Source organism: Methylobacterium sp. 190mf, assembly GCF_900107945.1.
In the GTDB taxonomy this organism is placed as follows: Bacteria; Pseudomonadota; Alphaproteobacteria; order Rhizobiales; family Beijerinckiaceae; genus Methylobacterium.
In genome coordinates, this window is the sequence record NZ_FNVI01000008.1 from 197,917 (window position 1) to 219,338 (window position 21,422).

The following is a 21,422-nucleotide window of genomic DNA, read 5'->3' on the forward strand; positions in this document are numbered from 1 at the left end:
GTGACGGCCGCATCCGGACCGATCAGGCCGCGGCCGTCCAGCCGACCACCGCCGTCACGGGGTCGCCGGGACCTCCCGCGGGCTTGAGGACGCGCCGCTCGACGCGGGCGAAGCCGGCGCGCTGGAGGTACAGGCCGACGAGCTGGGCATGTCCCCCACCGTCGAGGGCACTCCAGATGGCCACGGCCTTGGTCGGGAAGCAGCGGTTCGAGAAGCTGATCACCGCCGGGGCACCGGGGCGCAGCACGCGCGCGACCTCGGACAGGACGGAGACGGGGCGCTGGAGATACTGGACCGAGACGCAGATCAGCGCGGCGTCGACGCAGGCAGTGTCGAGCGGCAGGCGCGGCTCGGCGTTGAGGTCCTGCACGAAATGCCGGGTCAGGCGCGGGTTGGCGACGAGTTCGGCGGCGTTCAGGCCGTGACCGGTGACGCTGGCATACGCGACCTCGTCCGGCAGGTGGCTGACCCAGCTCGACATCAGGTCGAGGACGTCGCCGCCCGCCGGCACGATCGCCCTGTAGAGGTCGGTGACCGCCGCGACCGCGGCGGCATCGATATGGGTCACGAAGCGCGGTTGCGCGTAGAAGGCGGGATCGGGATCGCGGTCGTGCTTGGCGAACGCCTCCGAGGGAAAGTCCGGCAGATCCTGGGTCATCGTAGCGCGCTTCCGGATCTGACGGCGCGCCGGCTCCGAGAGACTGCGCGCGAACCGTGGATTGCGTGCGCGTGTAGAGAGAGCCGGGACGCCCCGCGGCCAGGTGTCCACGTCGCCGCATCCGCGCCGTGGCGCGGACGGCATCACGAGTCGGAGCCGACGTTGCCGCCGCTTGTCCGCCCCGCTGGCGCGGCCCCCCTCATCACGCGCGACCGGCCGTCGACACTGCCGGAGATCAGGCGGCCGAACGCGGGACCGCACGGGAACCGGCAAGCCGCTTCGTCCGAGCCGTTCACGGGAAACGCCACGCGAAGTTTCAGGATAAATAATCGCCGCACAAATCGGCGTGAAACGCGCAATTTCTCAATGTACTTGTCATCGACACGTCGATGGCGTACAGATATGAAATCGATTTTTGGCCAGGTATCCGGCCGTATCGCCTCAACAGGGCGAGCGTTCTGCATCTCTCCCATTTTCGACATCCGGCGACCGGGCGCGTGTGATCCATGCGCCCGCCCTATCTATTTGCCTTCACTGACATGGAATACCTATGACCATCGGCACCGTTAAATGGTTCAACGACACCAAGGGCTTCGGCTTCATCCAACCGGATGACGGCGGCAAGGACGTGTTCGTCCACATCTCGGCCGTCGAGCGCGCCGGCATGCAAGGCCTGAACGAGGGCCAGAAGGTCTCCTACGAGATGGAGACCGACCGGAGGACCGGCAAGCAGTCGGCCGGCAGCCTTCAGGCGGCCTGAGTCTCACGCGTCCACTCGTGACGCGCTTCGAAGCCGTTCCTACCGCGGAGCGGCTTCATCCATGTCTCGCCACCGGGGGATGACGTCCGGTGCGCCCACGGAGAGTTCGTGAAGCCTTTGAAAACCGATCACCTCGTCGATCGTCTCGCGGAGACGGCCAGAGCGCGGCAGGCCACACTGGCCCGGTTCCGGGCACGCCCGGCGGCCGATGATCCGGTCGTCCTCGCTCGGCAAGCCGCGCGGCGCGCGGTCGTCCAGGCCCGGGACCTGCGGGCGACCGAACGGGAAGCCGTTCGTCTGGCCGCCGAGATCGAGCGTGAGGCTGAGGTCCAGGCCGCGCAGGCCCGCGCCGAGGCCGAGTCCGACCGTCTGGCCGCCGAGAAGGCGGAGCAGCAGGTTGCCCGCGCCGCCGAACAGAAGGCGGCACGCGACGCGCGATTCGCGGCCCGCAAGGCGCGTGCACGCCGCTAGGCCGAACCCAGCCCGCGCGCGCCATCACTCCGGAGGACGACCCATGTCTCACAAGTTCAAGATCGGCCAGCATGTCCGGCAGCTGGGGATCAGCTACGCTGGCAGTAAGAGCACCGTCGACGGCCTCTTCGAGGTGGTCCGCCTGACGCCGGACGACCGTTCCGGCGAGCCGACTTACCGCATCAAGTCCGCGAGCGGCGAGCGCGCCGTGCGGGAAGGCGAACTCACGCCCGCCTGAACCGTCTCGGGCGGACGGGCCCGCGGGGGACGACGCGGCGTCCCGTGACGCGCATCCGCCATGGTGCACCGGCCCGGCGGAAGGCGTCCGGATGGGCCGAGATCGAGGCCTTTGCGATCCATGACGACGACGAAGGACATCCACCCGGCCGATGCGGCGATGATCGAACCCAATCAGACGGCCTTCATCCTCAAGGTGACGCGGCCCGACGACGCGGAGCTGTCGGGCCGATTGGTCATGTTCTACGCCGCGATTACCACCTCGGAGGACGAGGCGCTGGCCATCGTGCGCCGCGCGGTGAAAGCCGATGCGGAGGTCGAGCCGACGGGCGTCCGCCTCTCTCAGCAGACCGCCAGCGCACTCGATCTGGAAGCGGGCCTCGCGCGGGCGCTCTGACACGACGGCCCCCTGGCCCGGCCACACCGCGGGATCGCGCGGAGAAGCCGAAGTGCGACCCTCGTAACCCACGAGGTCTTCCAGCCGCGCCGATCCCCCGAGCCGATCTGCGGCCGCGACCGGGGTCACGGCAGCGTTGGACCTCCGGGCAGGACAGCGCGTTGTGGCAGGCGGCGGTGAGCGGAGGACGTCTGCCATGAACATCGAACGCTTCGCGGAAACTGAGACGACGCTCGCCGTCGCGGACCGCCTCTGGCGCGCCGAGATGCGTCGCGCCTTCGGACCCGATGCGGTCCTGCTCCACGGCTTCGGCGCGGAGCGTCAGGGCGCACCGGGCACGCGGTTGCGCACGGCCTTCGAGGCGAGACGGAGCGCGATCGCGGCGTGGCGGCACGCGCGGCGCCCGGCCGCCTGAGCCACCCGCCTGCGGGATCGGGCGCCGCTTGGCACGGCCCGTCGTCGAAGCGCCCGGCACGCGCCGGGAAGACGCCGTTCCTGGCGCGCAGCACCCGCCGCCCTCTCGGTCCGGCCCGATCGCGGAGCGGCATCCCGGACGGGGGACGTGAACAGCGGCCGCCGGCACGGTATGAGGGCGATGCGGCTCCGCGGGCTGTGCAGCGACCGACGGTTGCGCAGCCCCCTCGCCTCTCCGAGATCAGCACCATCGCCGCCGCACGACGGCAATCGAGGACAGACCGATCGCAAGCGAAGCACGAGCCCGCGGCGTCCCGAGCCGGGATGCCCCGCGCGTTCCCGAGCGTACCGTCCCCGGCCGGTCATGCGGTTCCTGCACGGTGTGCTGCCGTGCTCTGGCGATCCCTGCCCTCGACAAGCCGGCAGGGATCGTGTGCCGGCACAACACCGGAACGGGCTGCGGGATCTACAGCGAACGCCCGGAGGCCTGTGCCCGGTGGTACTGCCTCTGGCGCAAGATCGACGTCCTGCCCGACGCGCTCAGGCCCGATCGATCGGGCGTGATGTTCTCACTGGATATCCGCTCGCCCGCGGCCGATATGGCGGATGCGGTCTGCATCGTCGGGCGTGCAGTCGAGGGCGTGCACGCCTTCGACCGGCCGGACGTGATCGAGGCGTTCGCCATGTTCGTGCGCGAGGGCTCCTGGCCCGTGTGGCAGGCGACCGAACACGACACGACCCTGGTGCATCCGGGTCCGCAGATTTCTCCGCCGTGACCGTCGGCTGTGCGGGCACGGCCGGGTGCCGGGACGCGCGACGACTCGGTGGGCGCGCGGCGTCCGGCCCCCGTCCCGGCATACCGCGGCGGTAGGCCGGGGCTCCTAATTGTCTCCGAAGTCGTGTTTTTAAGATCAGGGCGCGACGCGATGTGCTATGTATCCGCACGGGCACGCATTCGCCGCCCGCTCAGGAGATTCCGATGACCATCGTCCGGTGGCTGATCTCCAGAACGATCCAGTTTTTTCTTGGCAGCGCGCAGGAGCGCAGGTCCGATGCGATCGCCAAGCGAAAGGAAGCCGGGACCTTCGAGGGGGCATCGGCGAGCAAGGGCCGGGATTTCGAAGCCAACTACGCCGCGGCAGCTCAGCTCCTCAGAACGCGGATCGATCGGGAATTCCCCGACGCCTACTACGCGCGGCTGAGTTCCGGGAGAAACAGCTCCTACGATTACGGGCAGGATCGCGCGCTCGCCATCGACACCATGTCGATCGCCATAGCGATGGCGTTGCGGAACGGCGCCACCGTTCCGCAGGCGGCCGCGGCCGGGGCGGCGAGTATCGGCATCTGACGGGAGGCGCGGGACATTCGTGCCTCGGAGGACCGGGTCGCGCTTCCGCGGTCGCTCGGCCAGCGGCGGCGCGTCACGCCGTCGTGGCACCGGCCATGTCGCGGGTCCGCTCGATCATCGCGAGGAGGACCGTGTGAAAGGCTTCCTGCTCGCGCGAGCAGGAGCCCGCCCGCGTCGCGCACGCGAGTTCGGCACGGAGCCCGTCGAGGGCCGCCGCGCGTCGCTCCGCACCGTCTTCACGCAGGACGAGTCGCAGCAGGATATCTTGGGCGGCCGCGAGATCGGCCGGGTCCGCCCGGACGATGAGCGCTCCCAGAGCCTCCAAGCACGTCTCACGATCAGTCATGCGCACATCCATCAGGGAGCGAGCGGCAGAGACGACGTCGGCATCAGGCCCTCGACGCGCAGCTTCAATCGAGTGGCCCTGATCGTCTCGATGGAGCGCCACGAAATATTCCGGGCCAGGCCCTCGGTTTCCAGATCCGTGAGCTGATCGATCAGCCGCCCGCTCTCGAGGAGGCCGGGTCGCTGCGCCATACGGACGACCAACCTGGTCAGCTTTCGCATCACCGGGCACGGCCGGGGTTGGCCGGGCTCTACCAAGCGGCTTGGCCGTGACGCGCGAACATCAGGTCAGACCTTCCGGGGCGGTTTCGTGGCCGCCGCGACGGAGCCCTTGACGGAGGGCGCCGACGCGTTGGTCTTGGGCACAGACTTCTTCGGCTTCTTGGCTTCGCGATTTCCGCGCTTCTGTTCCGCTGCCATGATCTCGCTCCTGGATACGGTGACAGCCCCGACGACGTCGTCCTCACCGTTCGGGCGTCGGCTGGTCTGGAAGCAACCGGATCGCGGTCGCGACGGGGGTCTCGAACAGGCCGAAGACGGCAACGAGGCGGTCGCTTGCCCAGAGTTCGGCATGATGCCCCGCGATCAGACCCGCTGCCTGCCGCTTGGCGTCGCCGTCGTTGCGCGCCGTGATGACGCAAGTCGTGAGCACGCCACCGGTCGGGGCGAGCCGGTGGACCTGATAGGCGCGGCGCGCGTGTCGTGAGCGCGGCTTGGCGGGAAACGTGATGAGGTCTGCCACGCGCGCCTGTCCGTTGCAGGCGGGGGCATGGACCCTCAGCCACCGGAGCCTGGATCAACCGATCCGGTGATGGCAACACTCTGCGCTCTCACGGCCGACAAAGATAGCCCTGACCGGACGGGCGTCCCGCCCGGCGCGCGACGCGGCGGGCCCGCTCGAGACCTGCGCCCAGCGCCCGTTGGATGATCGGGACGGGCGCGAGCGCGCCGACCGGTTGCGATCGAAGCGGTCTGTCCCGTGATCCGGCCGGGCCGATGCGGCCGACCGGCCGGCAACATTCAGGGTCTGGCACCGGCGGCGCGCGCGTGCTCCAGGAAGAAGCGGATCATCTCCTGGCTCGCGTCCGGTCCGCGCGGGTCGGTGAACGAGCCGGCCGGGCTGCCGCCCGACCACGCGTGCCCGGCTCCGTGCAGAACCCACTGCTCCACGATGGCGCGGCCGGACGCGTCCGAACGGACGGTGCGGGTGTAGTCCACCCCGTCCGGTGTCCGGCCCTGGGTCACCGCTGTGCGGAGTTCCGGGTCCGACGGCCCCTGCGCGGCCACGCGATCGCCGTTGGCCGCGTGCACCGTGCGGTCGCGGTCGCCGTGGAACACGATCAGCGGCACGGCGTGGCGTTGTCCCGTCGCGCGCGCGCCGTCCCCCTTCATGGCCGCGAAGGCCGAGGGCACGTCCCGCGCGGAGCCGCAGGCCAGACCGGAATGGACGCCGATCGCCGCGAACAGGTCGGGGTAGGTCATCGCCAGGATCGCGGCGGCGGCCCCGCCCGCCGACAGGCCCGCCGCGTAGACCCGCCTGTCATCGGCCGAGAACTCCGCGATCACCTGCCGGACGATGCCGGCGATCAGGGCGGGCTCGCCGCCCTCCCGCTGCTGGTCACCGGGCTCGTACCAGTTCCAGCACCGCTGCATGTTGGCCGAGCGCGGCTGCTCCGGATAGACCACCAGGACGCTGCGCGCCTCCGCGACCGCGTTCATCCGCGTGCCTGCGGCGAAGTCGTCCGGGTTCTGCGTGCAGCCGTGCAGCATCACCACGACGGGCAGAGCCTGGCCGGTGTAGCCGCTCGGTACGTAGACCTTGTAGTTTCGGGTCCCGGCCGCGCCGGTGAAGGTGCGGGCCTCGAAGCGTGCCCCCTCCGGAAGCCGAGGCGCGGCCGGCGTCGCGCCGTCCCGCCCGTCGCGATCCGCACCGATGCCGGCCTTCGCCAGCGCCTCCTGGACGGTGCGCATCACGGTGCCGGCGATGTTGCCCGCGGATCCGGCGTGGGGATGGCGGCCCGGACGTTCTCCGGCCGTCTCCGGCGCGACCCAGGCTTCGCCGGGAGCGGAGGGCGCGACCATGTCGAGGATGTCGGCCGCGTCCGCGCTCGGCGCACCCGTCTCGGCGGCGCTCCGGGCCGCCCCCGACCACAGCCTGAAGGCGGCGGCCTGGCGCTCCTGAAGCCTGGCCATCGCCTCCGCGGCGCGGGCGGCACGGGCCGGGTCGACCTTTGGGAACGCGAAGCGCGTGAAGGCGGTCTTCGTGGCGTGATCCATCGGACGGGTCCTGGCTGAGTGGGAAGCGGGCGCGGCGGGGTCCGGCCGCGTCGGCGGGGAGAGGTGGCGCCGTCAGGCCGTCCGGTCGGCGAGCGCCGCCTTGACCGCGGGACTGGCCTGGAAGGCGCCGAGCACCTCGACCGAGGCGATGGCGGCGCGCGCCAGTTCGGGCGTTACGTCGAGGGCGATGCTGGCCAGCCCGAGCACCTGGATGTGCAGCGGCGCGCCCGCGTCGCGCGCCGCCTCGAGCGCCTGCTTCGTGTAGTGCGACAGGCCGAGGCTGAGCTGCTTCCGGCTGACCGATTGCCTGACGGCCTCGCCCTGGCGCTCGATCTGATTGCGCACGGCGGTGCGGATGAAATCGGCACGGTTGGCGTAGAAGCCGTCGCGCACCATCAGGTCGATATGGCCGAGGTCGACGAAACCGAGGTTGAGCGTGATCTTCTCGCTGTCCGGCAGCCTGGGTCGCAGATCGTGCACCTTGTCGGCCATGAAATCCATCCATACGCCATCCGGTTGGATGGTCTGTAGATGGTGTGGAGATACGGCGGCGCAAGGGTTGCCGGTGATGACTCCAATCGGAGGGGCCGATCGCGACGTCTTCGAGGATGCGCGGAACTGCCTCGAGGACAGGAACAGCGCCGCGTCGGATCGAACCGTGGCAGGGCGCGGCCCTGCTAGGTCTCGCCGCGAGAAATCGATTCCGGATCCGGACGGGTCGTCAGGTTTGAGGCCGGCGCGCGATCGGTGCGGCCTCGTCCCATTCGCGATCCTGCTCCGCCAGCAGGGCGGCGCGACGGGCCGCCGCGCTCGCGGCGTCGCACGACGGTGCCGCCCGGGCCTCCTCCAGGGGACGCGGAGGAACCGGATCGGGCGCCCGAGCGAGGCGGGTGAGCGTGGCGACGACGTGGTCCACGTCACCGGATGTCACGGCGCCTGTCCGGAGGAGCCCGAGACGCGAACACGTGGCGATGTCCGCACAGGATGCGTCCGCGAAGCGGAGCGCCGCGATCTGATCCGCCGCGAGGGGCAGGCATCCGGCCGGCAGCCCGCGCAGCCGGCCGAGCCGCCGCGCCCGCGTGGCCTCGGGTGTGTGCATCTCCCGCGCGCCCGGAAGCCAGCGCGCCAGCACGTCGAGGATGAAGTGCCGGACGCGCTCGACGCGGATGGGACCGAACTTCCTGATCGTGGCGATCGCGACCGGTGAAGACTGGGCCAGATGACCGAGATCCGGGAAGCCGGCCTTCCGCAGGCGGGCGCGCAGGGACGCCGTCAGCAGGCCGCGCCCGAAGCCCTCGGCCGACAGACGCCGGATCGTGTCCGGGGACAGGTCGTCGAAGAGGGGAAGGCGGGCGCCGACCTCGGCCATGAGGCTGTCGGACCAGACGGCGCGGAGGGATCGGTCGGGCATCACCGCGGCCGATAGGGCACTTGCCGGGTGTCCGCAACGAACCGTCACCGCGGGCCCGAGGGACGGGCGCCGAAACGGACCGTCGGACGCGGCATCGCTGGTCGCTCGCGACCGGCCCTGGCCCGCGCGTCGCCGCGGAAACCGTCCGATCAGACTACGATCTCACCGCGGTCAGTTCCTGGAGAGCGCAGTCGATCGCCCGGATGATCTGCTCGCTGGTTCGAACCACGGCAGCGTCTCGCGATAGAGCGACGACCGCTTGCTGCAACGCCCGAAACTGATCGAGCCGAATGGCCGGATCGAGACCGCGCGCGACGGCCGACTGTACGAGGCCGCGGACGAATTCACGCGCCAATTGCTCGTCGAACTCGTGCAAATTCTGGATCTCTGCCTCTCAACCGCGACACGTCTAACACCGTCCGGATGAGAAGGGATCCGCGCAGCAGCGAGTCGCCGAATCCGGCGCCTGGCCGCACGGCGTCATCGCGCGAGGGTGGCCTCCGCGATCCGGACGGCCGATTGCGCGTCCGCGGCGACGGCGTCCGCGCCGACGACACGGGCGCTGGCAGGCTCCCGCACGAAGAGCGGCCCGCCGACGATGACGCGCAGGTCCGGGTTGCACGACGCGGCGCGCAGTTTCGCCACGGACACCGCCATCACCGGCAGGAGGATGTCGCAGGACAGCGAGATGCCGACCAGATCGAACTGTTCGGCGCGGACCAAGCTGGCGGGGTCCTCGTCCGCTCCGTTGGTCAGGACCACGTCCCACCCCGCCTCGCGGAAGAAGCTCGCCACGAGCGCGAGGCTGAAGAGATGGGTCTCACCGGGACAGGGCATCAGCAGGACGCGGCGACCGTTCGCCGTCACGTCCACGCCCTCCAGATCCGCACACAGGGCGCGGGTCAGGTTCTGGAGGCGACCGAGCGCGAGCGCCACGTCGAGGAAGTCGGCGGCATCGTCTTCCCAGAGCTCGCCCAGATACCGCGCCGCGGGTGCGAACAGGTCGAGCAGCAGGGCATCCAGCGACAAGCCCTCTTCCAGGAGCGCGCGCACCCACTCGGCGTGCGGTTCGCCCTCCATCAGCGCTTGAGCGAGAGAGGCGACGCGCTCAGGCGTCGGTGATCGCGTCGTCGACGCGGGCGACGGCGGATCCGCCCGATGCGCGAGCGCCAGACGCGGCAGGATCTCGTCCTCGACGATCCGGGCGAGACCGGCCTGGATGATGGCCGAGTTGCGTTTGGCCGCTCCGTGAACGGACCAAGTCCGTCGGTCGACGCGGGCGCGCGCGACACCGATACCGGCCATTTCAGGCATTGGCTCCCCCGCCGACGCGGCACTATATGTTTTGTATCGGCACTAGGCAACTCGATTAGCGAACTATAATTCCGATCGCGGACGGATGATTGTGGCTACAGCCTGACGGAACACACGCGCGCCGCGACCGGTGTGGGCTGTACAGGTCGGTACCGGCACAGAACTGCCGCCTCGGATGACGGTTCCCGTCAATCCGGCACGGCGGACAGGGCGCTCCGGAGCGAACGATCTCTTCACCGAGAGAGCCGGTCGTTCCGCGCCGCGGCGATTGATCCAGGTGAGTGCCCGCGCGCCGCGTTTGTGCGAGCGTAGACGATTGTGGGCTCGGCGGCCGGTGACCGCGTGATGCGCGCTGCTATGTCCAGTCGGCGGAGAGCCCGATGCCGCGATATTTCATCGTCACATCCGATCACATCACGGTCAAGGACGACGAAGGCGTGCAACTTTCCGGTCGGGACGCGCTGCGCGACACCCTTCGCCGGCTGCTGACCGACATCCTGCGCGATGAGGGCTATCGCACCGAGGTGAACGCGTTCACCGCTCAAGCCTACGACGAAGCGGGCAAGCTCGTGATGAGCGCGAGCGCCAGCTTCTCGGCAACAGATGTGTAGGTTGCAGCCTGTCCGTCGCCGAGGCGCGCGGGCGCTCCGTGGCCGCGGAGGCAGATCGGGTTCTCGCTGATCGACGGTGCGGCGGGTACAAGATCAGGGATGACGGAAGGCCTGCCGCGCTCGGCTGGTTTCACCGGCGGTCACCCCGATTTCCTTGTCCTCGGCCGTGATCGCGGTCTCAACATTCCCGAGACGGAGCTTAGCCCAGGAAGATGGCGAGCAGTTCGCCGGGGATTGTCGCCGTGCGCGGACCGCCTGGAAGGGCCCGCGCCCGGCGGCAGGCACATCCGCGGAGTGCCTCAGTCGCGCGCCGCCTCGACGCTGGCGCGATCGACCACGGCGCGCAGCGCCTCACCGCCCTCCATGACGAACCAGGCCCGCAACATGTCCGTCGTCTCCGGCGTGTCGCCGGGCCGCTCGCGGAACAGGTCGGCGCAGCGAGCCAGCTCGCGCGCCACGAAGATCTCCAGGAAGGCCGCACCGCGGGTTCTCGCGAGTTCGGCGAGAGCGTCCTCCAGGACGCGCCGCATCATCTCGCCGACCATGGCCGAGATGTAGACGGCCTCCGCGCTGCCCTGTTCGGGCTCGTTCAAGCAAGTCTCCGATCTGCCCGGACGCGACCCCGAACGGAACAACGGGCAGACGATAAAGGCGGGTCCCGAGGCCGAAGCCTCGGGTTCTGTTGCTAGGCGTACCCACGCCCCGGAAGATTACGCCGCGAGGCGCATCTCCATGCCGACGTTGTCGTTGGCATTTAGAGTTTTGGTCAGGTGCCCGGAACGAGGGTTGCCCGCGCCGAGCCGGTCGAGTCCTTACCGAAAGCCGCATCTTACCCTGCCGAGGCAGGGCAGAACTCGCGATCCCTTTACCGCCCAGTCGAACCTGTTTCACCCCCAGCAGAAGCACCCTGGCAGCGCGCGATCCGCAACGCCGGACGCTCGCCCTCGTCCCCGCGCGGTATCCGGGGCAAGATGCTTCTGGTGGAGGCGCCGGGTACCGCCCCCGGGTCCTGAAGCGTTATTACGAACCGGTCATCAACCTCGCAGCCACCGTAACCCATCCCGGCCCGCCGGTCCATCGCGTGCACGCAGCGATCCTGGCCGGACATCGGTGGCGCCGCGGCCGCCGCGTGCCCATATGCGTGCGATCCCTCCGCGCAATCCCGTGCTCTGGGCCACGAAGCGGAGGCCGACATGGCACGCGAACTCAAGACCGGCAAAGCGCAGGGCGTCACGCCCGAGGACTTCAACGAGCGCGTGAAGCGACTCCTCGCCGACAAGCCGGATCCCCGCAAGGCCGAGCCGGCACGGAAGAATTTCAAGGTCAACAAGCCGCTCGTGCGGAGCTGACAGGCCGCTTCGGAGACGTTCGCCCGGCAGCGAACGTCTTCTCGGAACCCCGCGCGTGCTCGTGCAGGCATCGCAGGCATGGCAAGCTACGAGGCCGCAGCGCGGAGCGCCTCGGGATCCCTATATCTGCGCGATCAGTGGAACGGCTCAGGAGGAGCGACGATGGAAACCGAGAGGGCGGTGCTGGCCGGTGGTTGCTTCTGGGGCATGCAGGACCTCATCCGGCGCCAGGAGGGCGTCGTGTCGACCCGCGTCGGCTACACGGGCGGCGACGTGCCGAACGCGACCTACCGCAACCACGGCACCCATGCCGAGGCCATCGAGATCATCTACGACCCGGCGCGGACGAGTTTCCGGCGCATGCTGGAATTCTTCTTTCAGATCCACGACCCGACGACGCCGAACCGCCAGGGCAACGACAGGGGCCCGAGCTATCGCTCGGCCATCTTCTACACCGACGAGGGCCAGCGCCGCGTCGCCGAGGAGACCATCGCCGACGTCGACGCTTCCGGCCTGTGGCCGGGCAAGGTCGTGACCGAAGTGGCGCCGGCCGGCCCGTTCTGGGAGGCCGAGCCGGAGCATCAGGACTACCTGGAACGGCGTCCCGACGGATATACCTGCCACTTCATCAGGCCCAACTGGGTGCTGCCCGCGCGCGCGCCAGCCACGCAGAGCGCGTAGGCTTATCGGGCCGAGGCCGCCGGACAGTCGGCGGTCTCGGGCCTCACGGTCGCGACGGTACCGCCGGCGGCCGCCGAGACGCGCCGGTCGTGACGCTGGCGGGCTCGCGGGCCGAGGCGCGTCCGACCGCTTCCGGACCGCCGCGTCGCGGACACCGCTCCGTCCGGCGGTGGTCGCGTGCACCGCGCGAGCGACGAAGCCGCCGACCAGGCCCGGTGCGGTCAGCCCGCGAGTTCGGGCCTCGTCCGTCCGCCGAGATAGGCCGACCGGATCTCGTCGTTGGCCCAGAGGGCGTCGGGGGCGCCCTGCAGGACGAGCCGGCCCGTCTCCAGCACGTAGCCCCGATCGGCGACCGAGAGCCCCATCCGGGCGTTCTGCTCCACCAGCAGCACGGTGGTCCCGCGGCGGCGCACCTCGGCGATGATCGCGAACACCGCCTGGACGATCACGGGGGCCAGGCCGAGCGAGGGCTCGTCGAGGAGCAGGATGCGGGGCTTGGCCATCAGGCCGCGCGCGAGGGCCACCATCTGGAGTTGGCCGCCCGACAGCGTCCAGCCCAGGGCGTCGCCGAACCGGCGGATGTCCGGGAAGAGGTCGAACATCGCCTCGACCTCATCGCGCAGCGCCCGCTTGCCGAGGCCGGCGCGGTTGGACGCGCCCAGCATGATGTTCTCGCGCACCGTGAGCCCCGGGAAGACCCGGCGCCCCTCCGGGACGTGGGCGACGCCGAGCCGCACGATCGCCTCGGGCTTCAGGCCCTCCAGCGGCCGCCCCTCCAGCAGGATCGTGCCGGCGGCGGGCCGCACCAGCCCGGAGATCGCCTTGAGGGTCGTCGACTTGCCGGCGCCGTTGGACCCCAGCAGCGTCACCACCTCCCCGGCTCCGACCGAGAAGGACAGGCCGCGCACCGCCTCGATCTCGCCGTAGCGGACGACCAGGTCGCGGATCTCGAGGAGTGGCGTGGCGGGCGTCGTCATCGCTGGGGTCAGGCCGGGGCGAGGTCGGTCTTGAGGCTCGCCGCCGGACCGGCGGCGGCGTCCTCGCCGAGATAGGCCTGGATCACCGCCGGCTCGCGCAGCACGGTCGCCGTGACGCCGTCGGCGATGCGGCGGCCGAAGTTCAGCACGGTGATGTGGCTCGCCACGTCGCTCACCAGCGTCATGTCGTGGTCGATGATCAGGATGGTCAGGCCCTTGGCGGCCATCCGGCGCAGGAGCACCGTCAGGGCATTCTTCTCGCTGGAATTGAGCCCCGCGGCGGGCTCGTCGAGGAGCAGCAGCACGGGGTTGCCGGCCAGCGCCCGCGCGATCTCGATCAGGCGCTGGTGGCCGTACGAGAAGCCGGAGATCGGCTCCTGCGCCCGCCCCTCCAGCCCCACGAAGGCCAGAGCCGCCCGGGCGCGGGCCTCCAGCCCCGCCCGGTCGCGCGCGCCGAGCGGGTTGTTGGGGCGCTCGGCGCCGATGACGACGTTCTCCAGGGCGCTCATGGAGCGGAACAGGCGGATGTTCTGGAAGGTGCGGCCGATCCCGGCCGCCGCCCGCCGGTGCGGGGACAGGCGCGTGACGTCCTGCCCCGCCAGCCGCACGGTGCCCCCCGTGGGGCTGTAGAGGCCGGACAGGACGTTCAGCGTCGTGGTCTTGCCGGAACCGTTCGGGCCGATCAGCGCGTGGATGCCGCCCCGCGCCACCGTGAAGCTCACCGCGTCCACGGCCTTGAGGCCGCCGAAGTGCTTGGACAGGTCCGACACCTCCAGCATCGGCGCGGCGGACGCCTCGCCCTGGCTCAGAATCAGTTCGGCGGCGGGCGGCGGGATCGGGCGGGCGCGGCGCAGGCGCCGGACCTGGTCGCCGAGGAAGCCCCAGATCCCGTCGGGCATGAACACCACGATCAGGATCACCGCGAGCCCGTAGATCGCGAGGTAGAGCCCGGGGATCTCCTTGAGGAAGCGGAGCCATTCCGGGATCAGGATCAACAGGGCCGTGCCGATCACGGCGCCCACCGGCGAGCCGACGCCGCCGAGCAGCGCCATCGTCAGGAAGACGATCGACTCGGCGAAGGCGAACTGGTCCGGGCTGATATAGGTGAAGCTGCCGGCGAACAGCCCGCCGCCGAGCCCCGCCAGCAGCGCCCCGAGGGCGAAGGCCGCGACCTTGGTGCGGTAGATGTCGATGCCCGAGACCCCCGCCGCGAGCTCGTTGTCGCGCACCGCCCGCATGGCGCGCCCGAGCCGCGTCCGCGGCATGTGCCAGACGAGCCAGCCGACGACGGCCAGCACGAGCACGCACAGGGCGAGGTAGCTCTGCCCGTCCGCGAACAGGGCCGGGCGGCGGATGTTCGGCACGCCGTCGGGCCCGTGCGTGACGGGGATCCAGTTGGTGAGGACCAGCGTCAGGATCTGCTGGAACGAGATCGTCACCATGGCGAGGTAGTGGCCGCCGAGCCGCAGCGTGGAGGCGCCGAGCGCGGCGCCCAGAACCAGCGCGAGACCGAGGCCGGTGATCAGGCAGATCCAGAAATTCAGGCCCCCGTCGACCGTGCCGAGTCCGACCGCGTAGGCACCGATCCCGAAGAAGGCGGCCTGGGCGAGGTTGATCTGCCCGCACAGGCCGAGCACCACGGTGAGCCCGATCACCGCGATGGCGTAGGTCGCCGCCTGCATCAGGATGTTGAGGGCGTAGCCGCTGAGCGGCGTCGTCGCGGCCAGCGTCACCAGGGCGGCGGCCAGGACCGCGTAGGCGAGGCTCCCGAGGGGCAGGCGGCGCGGCGGGCGCGCCGGAGCCGCTGCGGCCGGGCCGGCGACGATGGAGGGGCGACCGCTCATGCCTTCTCCGCCACGCGCTCGCCGAACAGGCCCTGCGGGCGCACGACCAGGAACACCACCAGCACCAGGAACGCGAAGGCGTCCTTGTAGGGGACCGAGATGTAGGCTGCCCCGAAGGTCTCGATGATGCCGAGCGCGAGGCCGCCGATGATCGCCCCGGTGACGTCGCCGAAGCCGCCGATGATCGTCGCCGCGAAGGCCTTGAGGGCGATCGTGGCCCCCATCTGGATCGACACGAACAGCACCGGCGCCACCAGGATGCCGGCGATGCCGCCGAGCACCGCGCTGTACACGAAGGTCAGCATGATCATGCCGGCCACCGGGATGCCCAGGAGGGCGGCCATCTCCTTGTCCTGGGACGTCGCCTGAAGCTTCTTGCCGACCAGAGTGTGCTCGAAGAACCAGTACTGGAACGCCACCAGGGCCGCCGTCACCGCGATGATCAGCAGGTACTGGCTGTCGAGGAAGACCGGCCCGAGCAGGAACCCTTGCGTCTCGAAGACGGGCGGGAGCACCTGCGGCTGCGGCCCGTAGAGGGCGAGCGTCGTGTTCGCCAGGAAGATCGAGGCGCCGATGGTCGAGATGATCACCGGCAGGTAGCTGCGGTGCCGCAGCGGGTAGTAGACGCCGAGATTGAACAGGGCGCCGAGCAGCGCCATCCCGCCGAGGGTCAGGAGAAGGGAGAGCCAGTAGGGCCACTGGAGGTCGACGGCGAAGACCACCATCAGGAAGGCCGCCACCATCGAGAACTCGCCCTGCGCGAAGTTCACCACGTTGGTGGCGCGGAAGATCAGCACGAAGCCGAGCGCCACCAGGGCGTAGACGGAGCCGATGCCGATCCCGGTGAAGAGGAGCTGCAGGATCAGGTCCATGCGGTCCGCACTCTCGCCTCCTCCTCCGGATGTCGTTCACGCACCCCGAACACGTCGGCCGGCTCACCCTTGGTAGAAGTCGATCCGCCGGTCGAAGACGATGTTGCCCTTGTCGTTGCGCACGACGTTGTAGCCGTGCAGGCCGTCGCCGTTCTTGTCGAAGTTGTAGGTTCCCTCGGCGCCCTCGTGGCCGCGCACCGCCAGGATCGCCTCGCGGACGGCCTGCGGATCGGTCTTGCCCGCCGCGTTGATCGCCTTGGCGAGCACCGTGACCGCGTCGAAGGTCCACGAGGACTGGTTGTCGGGCGCGATCTTCATCGCGGCCCGGTAGGCCTTGCCGTAGGCGCGCGCGGCGTCGCCCGACTCCTCGGCGTAGTCGGCCACGCCGTAGGTGCCGTAGAGGGACGGCCCGGCGAGCTTCAGGGCGGTGACGTTGGTGATCGAGGGCGAGCCGACCCAGGGCGCGGTGACGCCGAGCTGGCGCAGCTGCCGGGCGAAGATGCCGATGTCGTTCTCGAAGGTGAAGTACGAGCCGATCACGTCGGCGCCCGACTGACGGATCGCCAGCACGACCGGCGTGAAGTCCTGGCTCTGGTTGGTGTAGCCCTGGTCGAGGGCGACCGTGGCACCGCCCTTGGCGAGGCTCTCGGTCAGCGCCTTGGCGCCGCTGGTGCCGAAGGCGTCGGTGGAGTGGATGATCGCCCACTTCTTCTTGCCCAGCCCGTTGACGCCGTGCTCGGCGATCACCCGGGCCGAGAAGGTGTCGTTGGGGCGGAAGCGGAACAGCCAGGGATTGCCGAGCTGCGTCAGGACCGGGTCGGTGCCGCCGAAACAGACGGGTTTCCCCGTCTTCAGGATGTCGGGCGCCATCGCGTGGTTCTGGGTCGAGCGGATCGAGCCGAGGAAGCCGACGAGGTCGCCCTGCGACGCCAGTTTCGAGAAGGCGAAGACCGCGCCGGGATTGGTGGTCTGATCGTCCTCCGTGACGATCTCCAGGGGCTTGCCGAGCACGCCGCCGGCCTTGTTGACCGTCTCCAGGGCGATCTTGGCCCCGGCGAGCGCGTAGCGGCCGGCATCCGCGCCGGGCCCCGTCACCGGGAGCACCATGCCGATCCGGACGGTCGACCCGGCGCCCTGAGCGCAGGCCGAGCGGATCACCCCCGGCGCCAGGCCGCCCGCGACTGCGGATGCGGATGCGGCCCCCGTCAAGAAAACGCGGCGCGTCGTCCTCATTGGCGTATCCGTCCCACCGCCGATGCTCAGGCCCGGCGTTGGCGACGATGGTCCCTATTCCGCGCGCCGATGTCTATCCTGCAAACCTTCGACGCTCAGCTTCGATGAGAAGAAGCTCTCGGATCGTCACTCGACCGCTTTCGCTGCGGTGCGGCGAAGGAGAAGACGATGACGACGAGGCTCCGCCCGCATTCATTCTGTCCTGACGCGCGCTCGGAACGCGAAGATCCGAACAGGCGCGATCCGGAATGTGTACTATCAGGCAGAGATCCGGCGTTCCTCTGCGGCGCGGGCGAGCGCAACAGGCGCTATAGGATCGGTGTACGCGCGGGAGAGGCCTGATGCGACCGGCGCATTCGGCGAGGAGGCGCTTCCGTTTTCCAGCGAACCGTTGCACCGTCGAGCTTCCAGCACGGGGCATCGCGGCCTGAAGCGCGCGGCGTACGAGCGGGCGCGAGCCCGCCTCAACCGCGACCGGCCCCGTCATCCAGTCGCGAGGCCGAACCTCCCATGGCGCCCATCATCACGACGGTCGAGGATCTGCGGCGGGTCGCCAAGCGGCGGGTGCCGCGGATGTTCTACGATTACTGCGATTCCGGTTCGTGGACGGAGTCGACCTACCGCGCGAACGAGGCCGAGTTCGCCGGCATCAAGCTCCGCCAGCGCGTCGCGGTCGACATGACCGACCGTACCCTCGCCACGACGATGGCCGGTCAGGCCGTCGCGATGCCCGTCGCCCTGGCGCCGACGGGTCTCACGGGCATGCAGCACGCCGACGGCGAGATCCTGGCGGCACGGGCGGCGGAGGCGGCGGGGGTGCCGTTCACGCTGTCGACGATGAGCATCTGCAGCATCGAGGACGTCGCGGAGAACGTCAGCAAGCCGTTCTGGTTTCAGCTCTACTTCATGCGCGACCGCAGCTTCAACGACCGCCTCATCGACCGCGCGAAGGCGGCGGGCTGCTCGGCTCTGGTCCTAACGCTGGACCTCCAGATCCTCGGGCAGCGCCACAAGGACATCCGCAACGGCCTGTCGGCCCCGCCGCGGCTGACGCCGGGCACGGTCCTCGATCTCCTGACCAAGCCCCGCTGGTGCTGGTCCATGCTGCGCACGCAGCGCCGGACCTTCCGCAACATCGTGGGGCACGTGGACGGCGTGCGGGATACCCGCTCCATCTCGGCCTGGACGGCGGACCAGTTCGACCCGCGCCTGGACTGGGACGACGTGCGGCGGATCCGCGACCGGTGGCAGGGTCCCCTGATCCTGAAGGGCATCCTGGACGTCGAGGATGCCGAGAGGGCGACCGCGACCGGGGCCGACGCGCTCATCGTCTCGAACCATGGCGGGCGGCAGCTCGACGGCGCGCCCTCGTCCATCGCCGCGCTTCCCGGAATCGCGGACGCGGTCGGCCGGCGCGTCGAGGTGCTGATGGACGGCGGGATCCGCTCGGGCCAGGACGTGCTGAAGGCCATCGCCCTGGGCGCGAAGGGCGTGTTCATCGGCCGCGCCTTCCTCTACGGGCTCGGCGCCTACGGCCAGGCCGGCGTCGCCCGCTCCCTGGAGATCATCCGCACGGAACTCGACATGACGATGGCCCTGTGCGGCCATCGCGACATCCGCGCCGTCGACCGGTCCATCCTCTGGACGCCCTCAGCGCAGGAGACCCGGGAGGGTGCGCCGCCCGTGCGGCGCATCGGGCCCTGACGGCGGGCGACCACCGGTCCGATCCGGACCTTCACGGTGTCGCGGTTCTCGATCCGAATCCCTCGCGGATCGCGCGTCGCCGCGGCCGAGGCGTTCCAGCGCGGCACCGGGCCGGGGGCCTCGCGCCGCGCCCGAGCCACAACGACAACGGCGCAGCGACCCGTGGGGTCGCTGCGCCGCTGGATCGGGCCGCCGAGGGGGGAAAGACGGCCTGCTGAATTCAATATGCCAGAAGAGCCGTCCGGGAGGTGCGCCCGAGCACATCCAAAAGGATGTGGCGCGGCAGCGACAGAGATCGGCCATCACCTGTGGACAGCGCGAAGCGCCCTCGATCCGTCAAGGTTCAGGAGCGAGCGTGATGCCCTCACCACCGATCCGACCCAGCCATGTTCGCCAGCCCGCACGCCTTCGTCCTGCACCATCGCGAGCGCCTCGCCGTGCTCGTCTCCTCGGCCCTGTTCCTCGCGGGCGCGCTGCCGCTGTTCTGGGCCATCGGCTGACCGTTCAGGCCCGCCGCGCTGACCGAGCGTCCGGGTACGCTGTCCCAGCGCCCCGCATCGTGTCCGGCCTATCGACGCCTTCGAAGCAGGGCGCCGCTCCGCTCGGAAGACGTCGCGGCCCGGGGAGGCTCAACGCGGCTTCGCCGGTCCGCCCGGCGCCCAGCCGTGGGCCTGGATGGCCGTCGTCAGCTTGCCCTGCATCTCGGGCATCACCGACTGGATCCATTGCTGCATGCCCGCGAGCTGGATCTGAGCGAGCTGCGGCTGGGCCGCCGCGAGGCGCTTCCCGGCGGGGGTCGCGTAGAAGGCGGCGATGGCCTGCAACTCGTCCTTGTTCAGCACGGTGGCGAAACCGCGCGCCTGGATGTCGAGCAGCTCGTCGTAGTGCGCCGTGAGCGTCGGCATGACGACCTCCTGCACCAGCACCTGCGCCCTGTCGGGCTCCTTGATCCCGATCTGCTGCATCATGCCGATCATGGGGGCCGCCATCGAGCCGAGCGTCGCGGCGCGATCACCCTGCATCTGCGCGACGGTCTCCCGGGCAACCTTCAGCAGGGCCGGATCCGGCGCGGTCGTGGGCGCGGGCTTCGGGGCCGGTTGTGCCAGTGCCGCACCGATCGGGAAGGAGGTCAGGCACAAACCGACGACGAGGGCAGAGAAGCGCATGGCGGTCCCGTTCACGAGCGCCGCGCGGTCCACAAGGCCGCGCGGCCGGTCCGGGTAGCTACCACAGCTCCGAACAGGATCGATGACAGCGCCGGATCGCCCGGCACCGCGTCGCGCGCGGCGGGCCCTGAACTCGGGGTGCCGATCAGCACCGAGATCCGGCGGTCGCGGGCTCATGGTGTCCGCATCGAGGAATGGGAGGACACCATGCGTCAAACGTTTCTGCGGACCGGCGGTGCGGCCGCGCTGGTCGCTCTGGCACTCTGCGCCACCCCGCCGGCCGCTCAGGCGCGCGGCATCGGCGTCGGCGGCGCCGTGGCGCTGGGCATCCTCGGCGGCGTCGTGGCCGGGAGCGCCATCGCGTCCGCCAACAGCGGGTACTACCCGGGTCGCCCCGTCTACGCCGCGCCCGACCCGTACGGCGCCTGCCACTTCGAGCGCCGCGCGTACATCGACCCGTACGGGTACGAGCACATTCGGCGGATCGAGGTCTGCGAGTAGGCCGAGCCCCGTCCCGGAGATCGCGGAACGGCGACCCGGCGTCGCCGCGCGCGGCCTCGCCCGCTAGGCCCGGCCTGATCGCAGGCGTGCGACCTCGCTCGGCCCGATCTCCAGGTAAAAGCGGATCGCATCGTCGACGAGTGCGTCGGGCGTGACACCCGCCGCCTTCGCGGCCCGAGCGACCTGGAGGCCGAGCGCGAGGTCGATCCGCAGGTCGGCGCCCCGGCTCGACGGCGCCGGTGCGGCGGTCGGGGCCGGTACGGGCGCGGCGCTGCTCCGCGACTCGAGCTTGCCGAGCTTCGCTTCGCGACGCCCCCTGTGGACGAGCGCGTCGGCGCGCTCGTTGAGGCGGTCGCCGGCATGCCCCCGGACCCAGGTCCACTTCACGTCCCGCGCCGCGTTCAGTTCGTCGAGGCGCTTCATGAGATCGACGTTCTTCACGTCACCCGTCGTCGAGCGCCAGCCCCGCGCCTTCCAGCCGCGCATCCACTCGGTCACCGACTTGACGACGTACTGGCTGTCGCACCGCATCTCGATCGCGGCCCCGGCGGGGAAATGCTCGAGGCCCTTGATCGCGGCCGTCAGTTCCATCCGGTTGTTGGTCGTGGTGCCGGGCTCCCCGCCGCACAGCTCGATCGTGCCGTCCGGGGCCGCGATGACGACGCCCCACCCCCCCGGCCCGGGGTTCGGGTCGCAACCGCCATCGGCATAAACGATCGTTCGCATCGTGGCGTCAGCCCTCTCGTACGGGTAGTCGGTGGACGGGCGCCATCGAGGCCCGACATCGGCCGACCGATGGTCGCCCCGGCCCGAGCCGGCATCGCCGGCGAGCGCGGCGGCACCTCTAGCACC

Annotated in this window: 30 protein-coding genes and 1 other RNA gene; 12 read left to right on the forward strand and 19 right to left on the reverse strand. The window is 70.3% G+C overall.

Annotated features, from left to right (window positions below):
- Positions 1–22: 22 nt before the first annotated feature.
- Entirely contained in the window at positions 23–658 is a 636-nt protein-coding gene (locus C4T42_RS11940; protein ID WP_103985132.1) for a class I SAM-dependent methyltransferase, read from the reverse strand.
- Positions 659–801: 143 nt separating this feature from the next.
- Positions 802–1,131, reverse strand: a complete 330-nt coding sequence (locus C4T42_RS31485) for a hypothetical protein (RefSeq protein ID WP_146073996.1) — start codon at positions 1,129–1,131, stop codon at positions 802–804.
- 77 nt (positions 1,132–1,208) lie between these two features.
- On the opposite strand from C4T42_RS31485, the gene C4T42_RS11945 reads away from it, so the two are divergent.
- The 7 genes from C4T42_RS11945 (at position 1,209) to C4T42_RS11975 (ending at position 4,285) form a co-directional block, all read left to right on the forward strand.
- The gene (locus C4T42_RS11945) at positions 1,209–1,418 is read left to right on the forward strand and encodes a cold-shock protein (protein WP_012329763.1); all 210 of its coding nucleotides are present in this window, start codon (positions 1,209–1,211) and stop codon (positions 1,416–1,418) included.
- Positions 1,419–1,535: 117 nt separating this feature from the next.
- Entirely contained in the window at positions 1,536–1,889 is a 354-nt protein-coding gene (locus C4T42_RS11950) for a DUF6481 family protein (protein ID WP_020094877.1), read from the forward strand.
- Positions 1,890–1,932: 43 nt separating this feature from the next.
- Positions 1,933–2,127: a hypothetical protein gene (locus tag C4T42_RS11955; protein WP_020094878.1), complete on the forward strand. Its 195-nt coding sequence runs from the start codon at positions 1,933–1,935 to the stop codon at positions 2,125–2,127.
- A 120-nt stretch (positions 2,128–2,247) separates the two neighbouring features.
- Complete coding sequence (locus tag C4T42_RS11960) at positions 2,248–2,523, forward strand: hypothetical protein (protein ID WP_020094879.1); 276 nt, start codon at positions 2,248–2,250, stop codon at positions 2,521–2,523.
- A gap of 196 nt (positions 2,524–2,719) precedes the next feature.
- Complete coding sequence (locus tag C4T42_RS11965) at positions 2,720–2,938, forward strand: hypothetical protein (RefSeq protein ID WP_020094880.1); 219 nt, start codon at positions 2,720–2,722, stop codon at positions 2,936–2,938.
- Between the two features lie 430 nt (positions 2,939–3,368).
- Positions 3,369–3,713, forward strand: coding sequence for a hypothetical protein (locus tag C4T42_RS11970; protein WP_103985133.1), 345 nt, complete (start codon positions 3,369–3,371; stop codon positions 3,711–3,713).
- Between the two features lie 203 nt (positions 3,714–3,916).
- Positions 3,917–4,285, forward strand: coding sequence for a hypothetical protein (locus C4T42_RS11975; protein WP_020094882.1), 369 nt, complete (start codon positions 3,917–3,919; stop codon positions 4,283–4,285).
- A 73-nt stretch (positions 4,286–4,358) separates the two neighbouring features.
- Here the strand turns inward: C4T42_RS11975 and C4T42_RS11980 are convergent, their stop codons facing one another.
- The 9 genes from C4T42_RS11980 to C4T42_RS12015 all read right to left on the reverse strand — a co-directional run bounded on the left by C4T42_RS11980 (position 4,359) and on the right by C4T42_RS12015 (position 9,632).
- Positions 4,359–4,631: a hypothetical protein gene (locus C4T42_RS11980; protein ID WP_146073997.1), complete on the reverse strand. Its 273-nt coding sequence runs from the start codon at positions 4,629–4,631 to the stop codon at positions 4,359–4,361.
- An 11-nt stretch (positions 4,632–4,642) separates the two neighbouring features.
- Positions 4,643–4,852, reverse strand: a complete 210-nt coding sequence (locus C4T42_RS11985; RefSeq protein ID WP_020094884.1) for a hypothetical protein — start codon at positions 4,850–4,852, stop codon at positions 4,643–4,645.
- Between the two features lie 66 nt (positions 4,853–4,918).
- Entirely contained in the window at positions 4,919–5,050 is a 132-nt protein-coding gene (locus C4T42_RS32730) for a hypothetical protein (RefSeq protein WP_267965807.1), read from the reverse strand.
- 43 nt (positions 5,051–5,093) lie between these two features.
- Complete coding sequence (locus tag C4T42_RS11990; RefSeq protein ID WP_091681675.1) at positions 5,094–5,372, reverse strand: hypothetical protein; 279 nt, start codon at positions 5,370–5,372, stop codon at positions 5,094–5,096.
- Between the two features lie 278 nt (positions 5,373–5,650).
- Entirely contained in the window at positions 5,651–6,907 is a 1,257-nt protein-coding gene (locus tag C4T42_RS11995) for a PHB depolymerase family esterase (RefSeq protein WP_103985135.1), read from the reverse strand.
- A 72-nt stretch (positions 6,908–6,979) separates the two neighbouring features.
- A complete protein-coding gene (locus C4T42_RS12000; protein ID WP_020094887.1) occupies positions 6,980–7,399 on the reverse strand; it encodes a CopG family transcriptional regulator in 420 nt (139 codons plus the stop codon).
- Between the two features lie 229 nt (positions 7,400–7,628).
- Positions 7,629–8,318, reverse strand: coding sequence for a hypothetical protein (locus C4T42_RS12005; RefSeq protein WP_103985136.1), 690 nt, complete (start codon positions 8,316–8,318; stop codon positions 7,629–7,631).
- A 154-nt stretch (positions 8,319–8,472) separates the two neighbouring features.
- On the reverse strand, positions 8,473–8,694 hold the full coding sequence (locus C4T42_RS12010; RefSeq protein WP_020094889.1) for a hypothetical protein: 222 nt from the start codon (positions 8,692–8,694) through the stop codon (positions 8,473–8,475).
- A 104-nt stretch (positions 8,695–8,798) separates the two neighbouring features.
- The gene (locus C4T42_RS12015; protein WP_026605210.1) at positions 8,799–9,632 is read right to left on the reverse strand and encodes a cobalamin B12-binding domain-containing protein; all 834 of its coding nucleotides are present in this window, start codon (positions 9,630–9,632) and stop codon (positions 8,799–8,801) included.
- 380 nt (positions 9,633–10,012) lie between these two features.
- Here C4T42_RS12015 and C4T42_RS12020 point away from each other — a divergent pair, with 380 nt between their 5' ends.
- Entirely contained in the window at positions 10,013–10,243 is a 231-nt protein-coding gene (locus C4T42_RS12020; RefSeq protein WP_020094891.1) for a hypothetical protein, read from the forward strand.
- Positions 10,244–10,542: 299 nt separating this feature from the next.
- Here the strand turns inward: C4T42_RS12020 and C4T42_RS12025 are convergent, their stop codons facing one another.
- Both C4T42_RS12025 and ssrA read right to left on the reverse strand, forming a co-directional pair.
- A complete protein-coding gene (locus C4T42_RS12025; protein ID WP_020094892.1) occupies positions 10,543–10,836 on the reverse strand; it encodes a hypothetical protein in 294 nt (97 codons plus the stop codon).
- Between the two features lie 84 nt (positions 10,837–10,920).
- Positions 10,921–11,299: a transfer-messenger RNA gene (gene ssrA, locus C4T42_RS12030) on the reverse strand.
- Between the two features lie 137 nt (positions 11,300–11,436).
- Here ssrA and C4T42_RS31935 point away from each other — a divergent pair.
- Both C4T42_RS31935 and msrA read left to right on the forward strand, forming a co-directional pair.
- Positions 11,437–11,592: a hypothetical protein gene (locus C4T42_RS31935; protein ID WP_020094893.1), complete on the forward strand. Its 156-nt coding sequence runs from the start codon at positions 11,437–11,439 to the stop codon at positions 11,590–11,592.
- A gap of 162 nt (positions 11,593–11,754) precedes the next feature.
- Positions 11,755–12,273, forward strand: a complete 519-nt coding sequence (msrA, locus tag C4T42_RS12035) for a peptide-methionine (S)-S-oxide reductase MsrA (protein ID WP_026605211.1) — start codon at positions 11,755–11,757, stop codon at positions 12,271–12,273.
- Between the two features lie 221 nt (positions 12,274–12,494).
- On the opposite strand, the gene C4T42_RS12040 is transcribed toward msrA, so the two are convergent.
- The 4 genes from C4T42_RS12040 to C4T42_RS12055 all read right to left on the reverse strand — a co-directional run bounded on the left by C4T42_RS12040 (position 12,495) and on the right by C4T42_RS12055 (position 17,199).
- Positions 12,495–13,250, reverse strand: a complete 756-nt coding sequence (locus C4T42_RS12040; protein WP_020094895.1) for an ABC transporter ATP-binding protein — start codon at positions 13,248–13,250, stop codon at positions 12,495–12,497.
- Between the two features lie 8 nt (positions 13,251–13,258).
- Positions 13,259–15,094 (reverse strand): branched-chain amino acid ABC transporter ATP-binding protein/permease, encoded by a 1,836-nt coding sequence (locus tag C4T42_RS12045; RefSeq protein ID WP_020094896.1) that lies wholly within the window; start codon positions 15,092–15,094, stop codon positions 13,259–13,261.
- Positions 15,091–15,966, reverse strand: coding sequence for a branched-chain amino acid ABC transporter permease (locus C4T42_RS12050; protein ID WP_012329745.1), 876 nt, complete (start codon positions 15,964–15,966; stop codon positions 15,091–15,093). Before C4T42_RS12050 ends, C4T42_RS12045 begins: the two co-directional genes overlap by 4 nt.
- 63 nt (positions 15,967–16,029) lie before the next feature.
- Positions 16,030–17,199, reverse strand: coding sequence for an ABC transporter substrate-binding protein (locus C4T42_RS12055; RefSeq protein ID WP_103985137.1), 1,170 nt, complete (start codon positions 17,197–17,199; stop codon positions 16,030–16,032).
- 510 nt (positions 17,200–17,709) lie between these two features.
- On the opposite strand from C4T42_RS12055, the gene C4T42_RS12060 reads away from it, so the two are divergent.
- Positions 17,710–18,903, forward strand: a complete 1,194-nt coding sequence (locus C4T42_RS12060; protein WP_042672201.1) for an alpha-hydroxy acid oxidase — start codon at positions 17,710–17,712, stop codon at positions 18,901–18,903.
- A gap of 629 nt (positions 18,904–19,532) precedes the next feature.
- Here C4T42_RS12060 and C4T42_RS12065 read toward each other — a convergent pair.
- Entirely contained in the window at positions 19,533–20,069 is a 537-nt protein-coding gene (locus C4T42_RS12065; RefSeq protein ID WP_026605212.1) for a DUF2059 domain-containing protein, read from the reverse strand.
- A gap of 207 nt (positions 20,070–20,276) precedes the next feature.
- Here C4T42_RS12065 and C4T42_RS12070 point away from each other — a divergent pair, with 207 nt between their 5' ends.
- Positions 20,277–20,570 (forward strand): hypothetical protein, encoded by a 294-nt coding sequence (locus C4T42_RS12070; RefSeq protein WP_026605213.1) that lies wholly within the window; start codon positions 20,277–20,279, stop codon positions 20,568–20,570.
- Between the two features lie 63 nt (positions 20,571–20,633).
- Here the strand turns inward: C4T42_RS12070 and C4T42_RS12075 are convergent, their stop codons facing one another.
- Positions 20,634–21,296: a ribonuclease H gene (locus tag C4T42_RS12075; RefSeq protein WP_020094902.1), complete on the reverse strand. Its 663-nt coding sequence runs from the start codon at positions 21,294–21,296 to the stop codon at positions 20,634–20,636.
- Positions 21,297–21,422 lie beyond the last annotated feature (126 nt).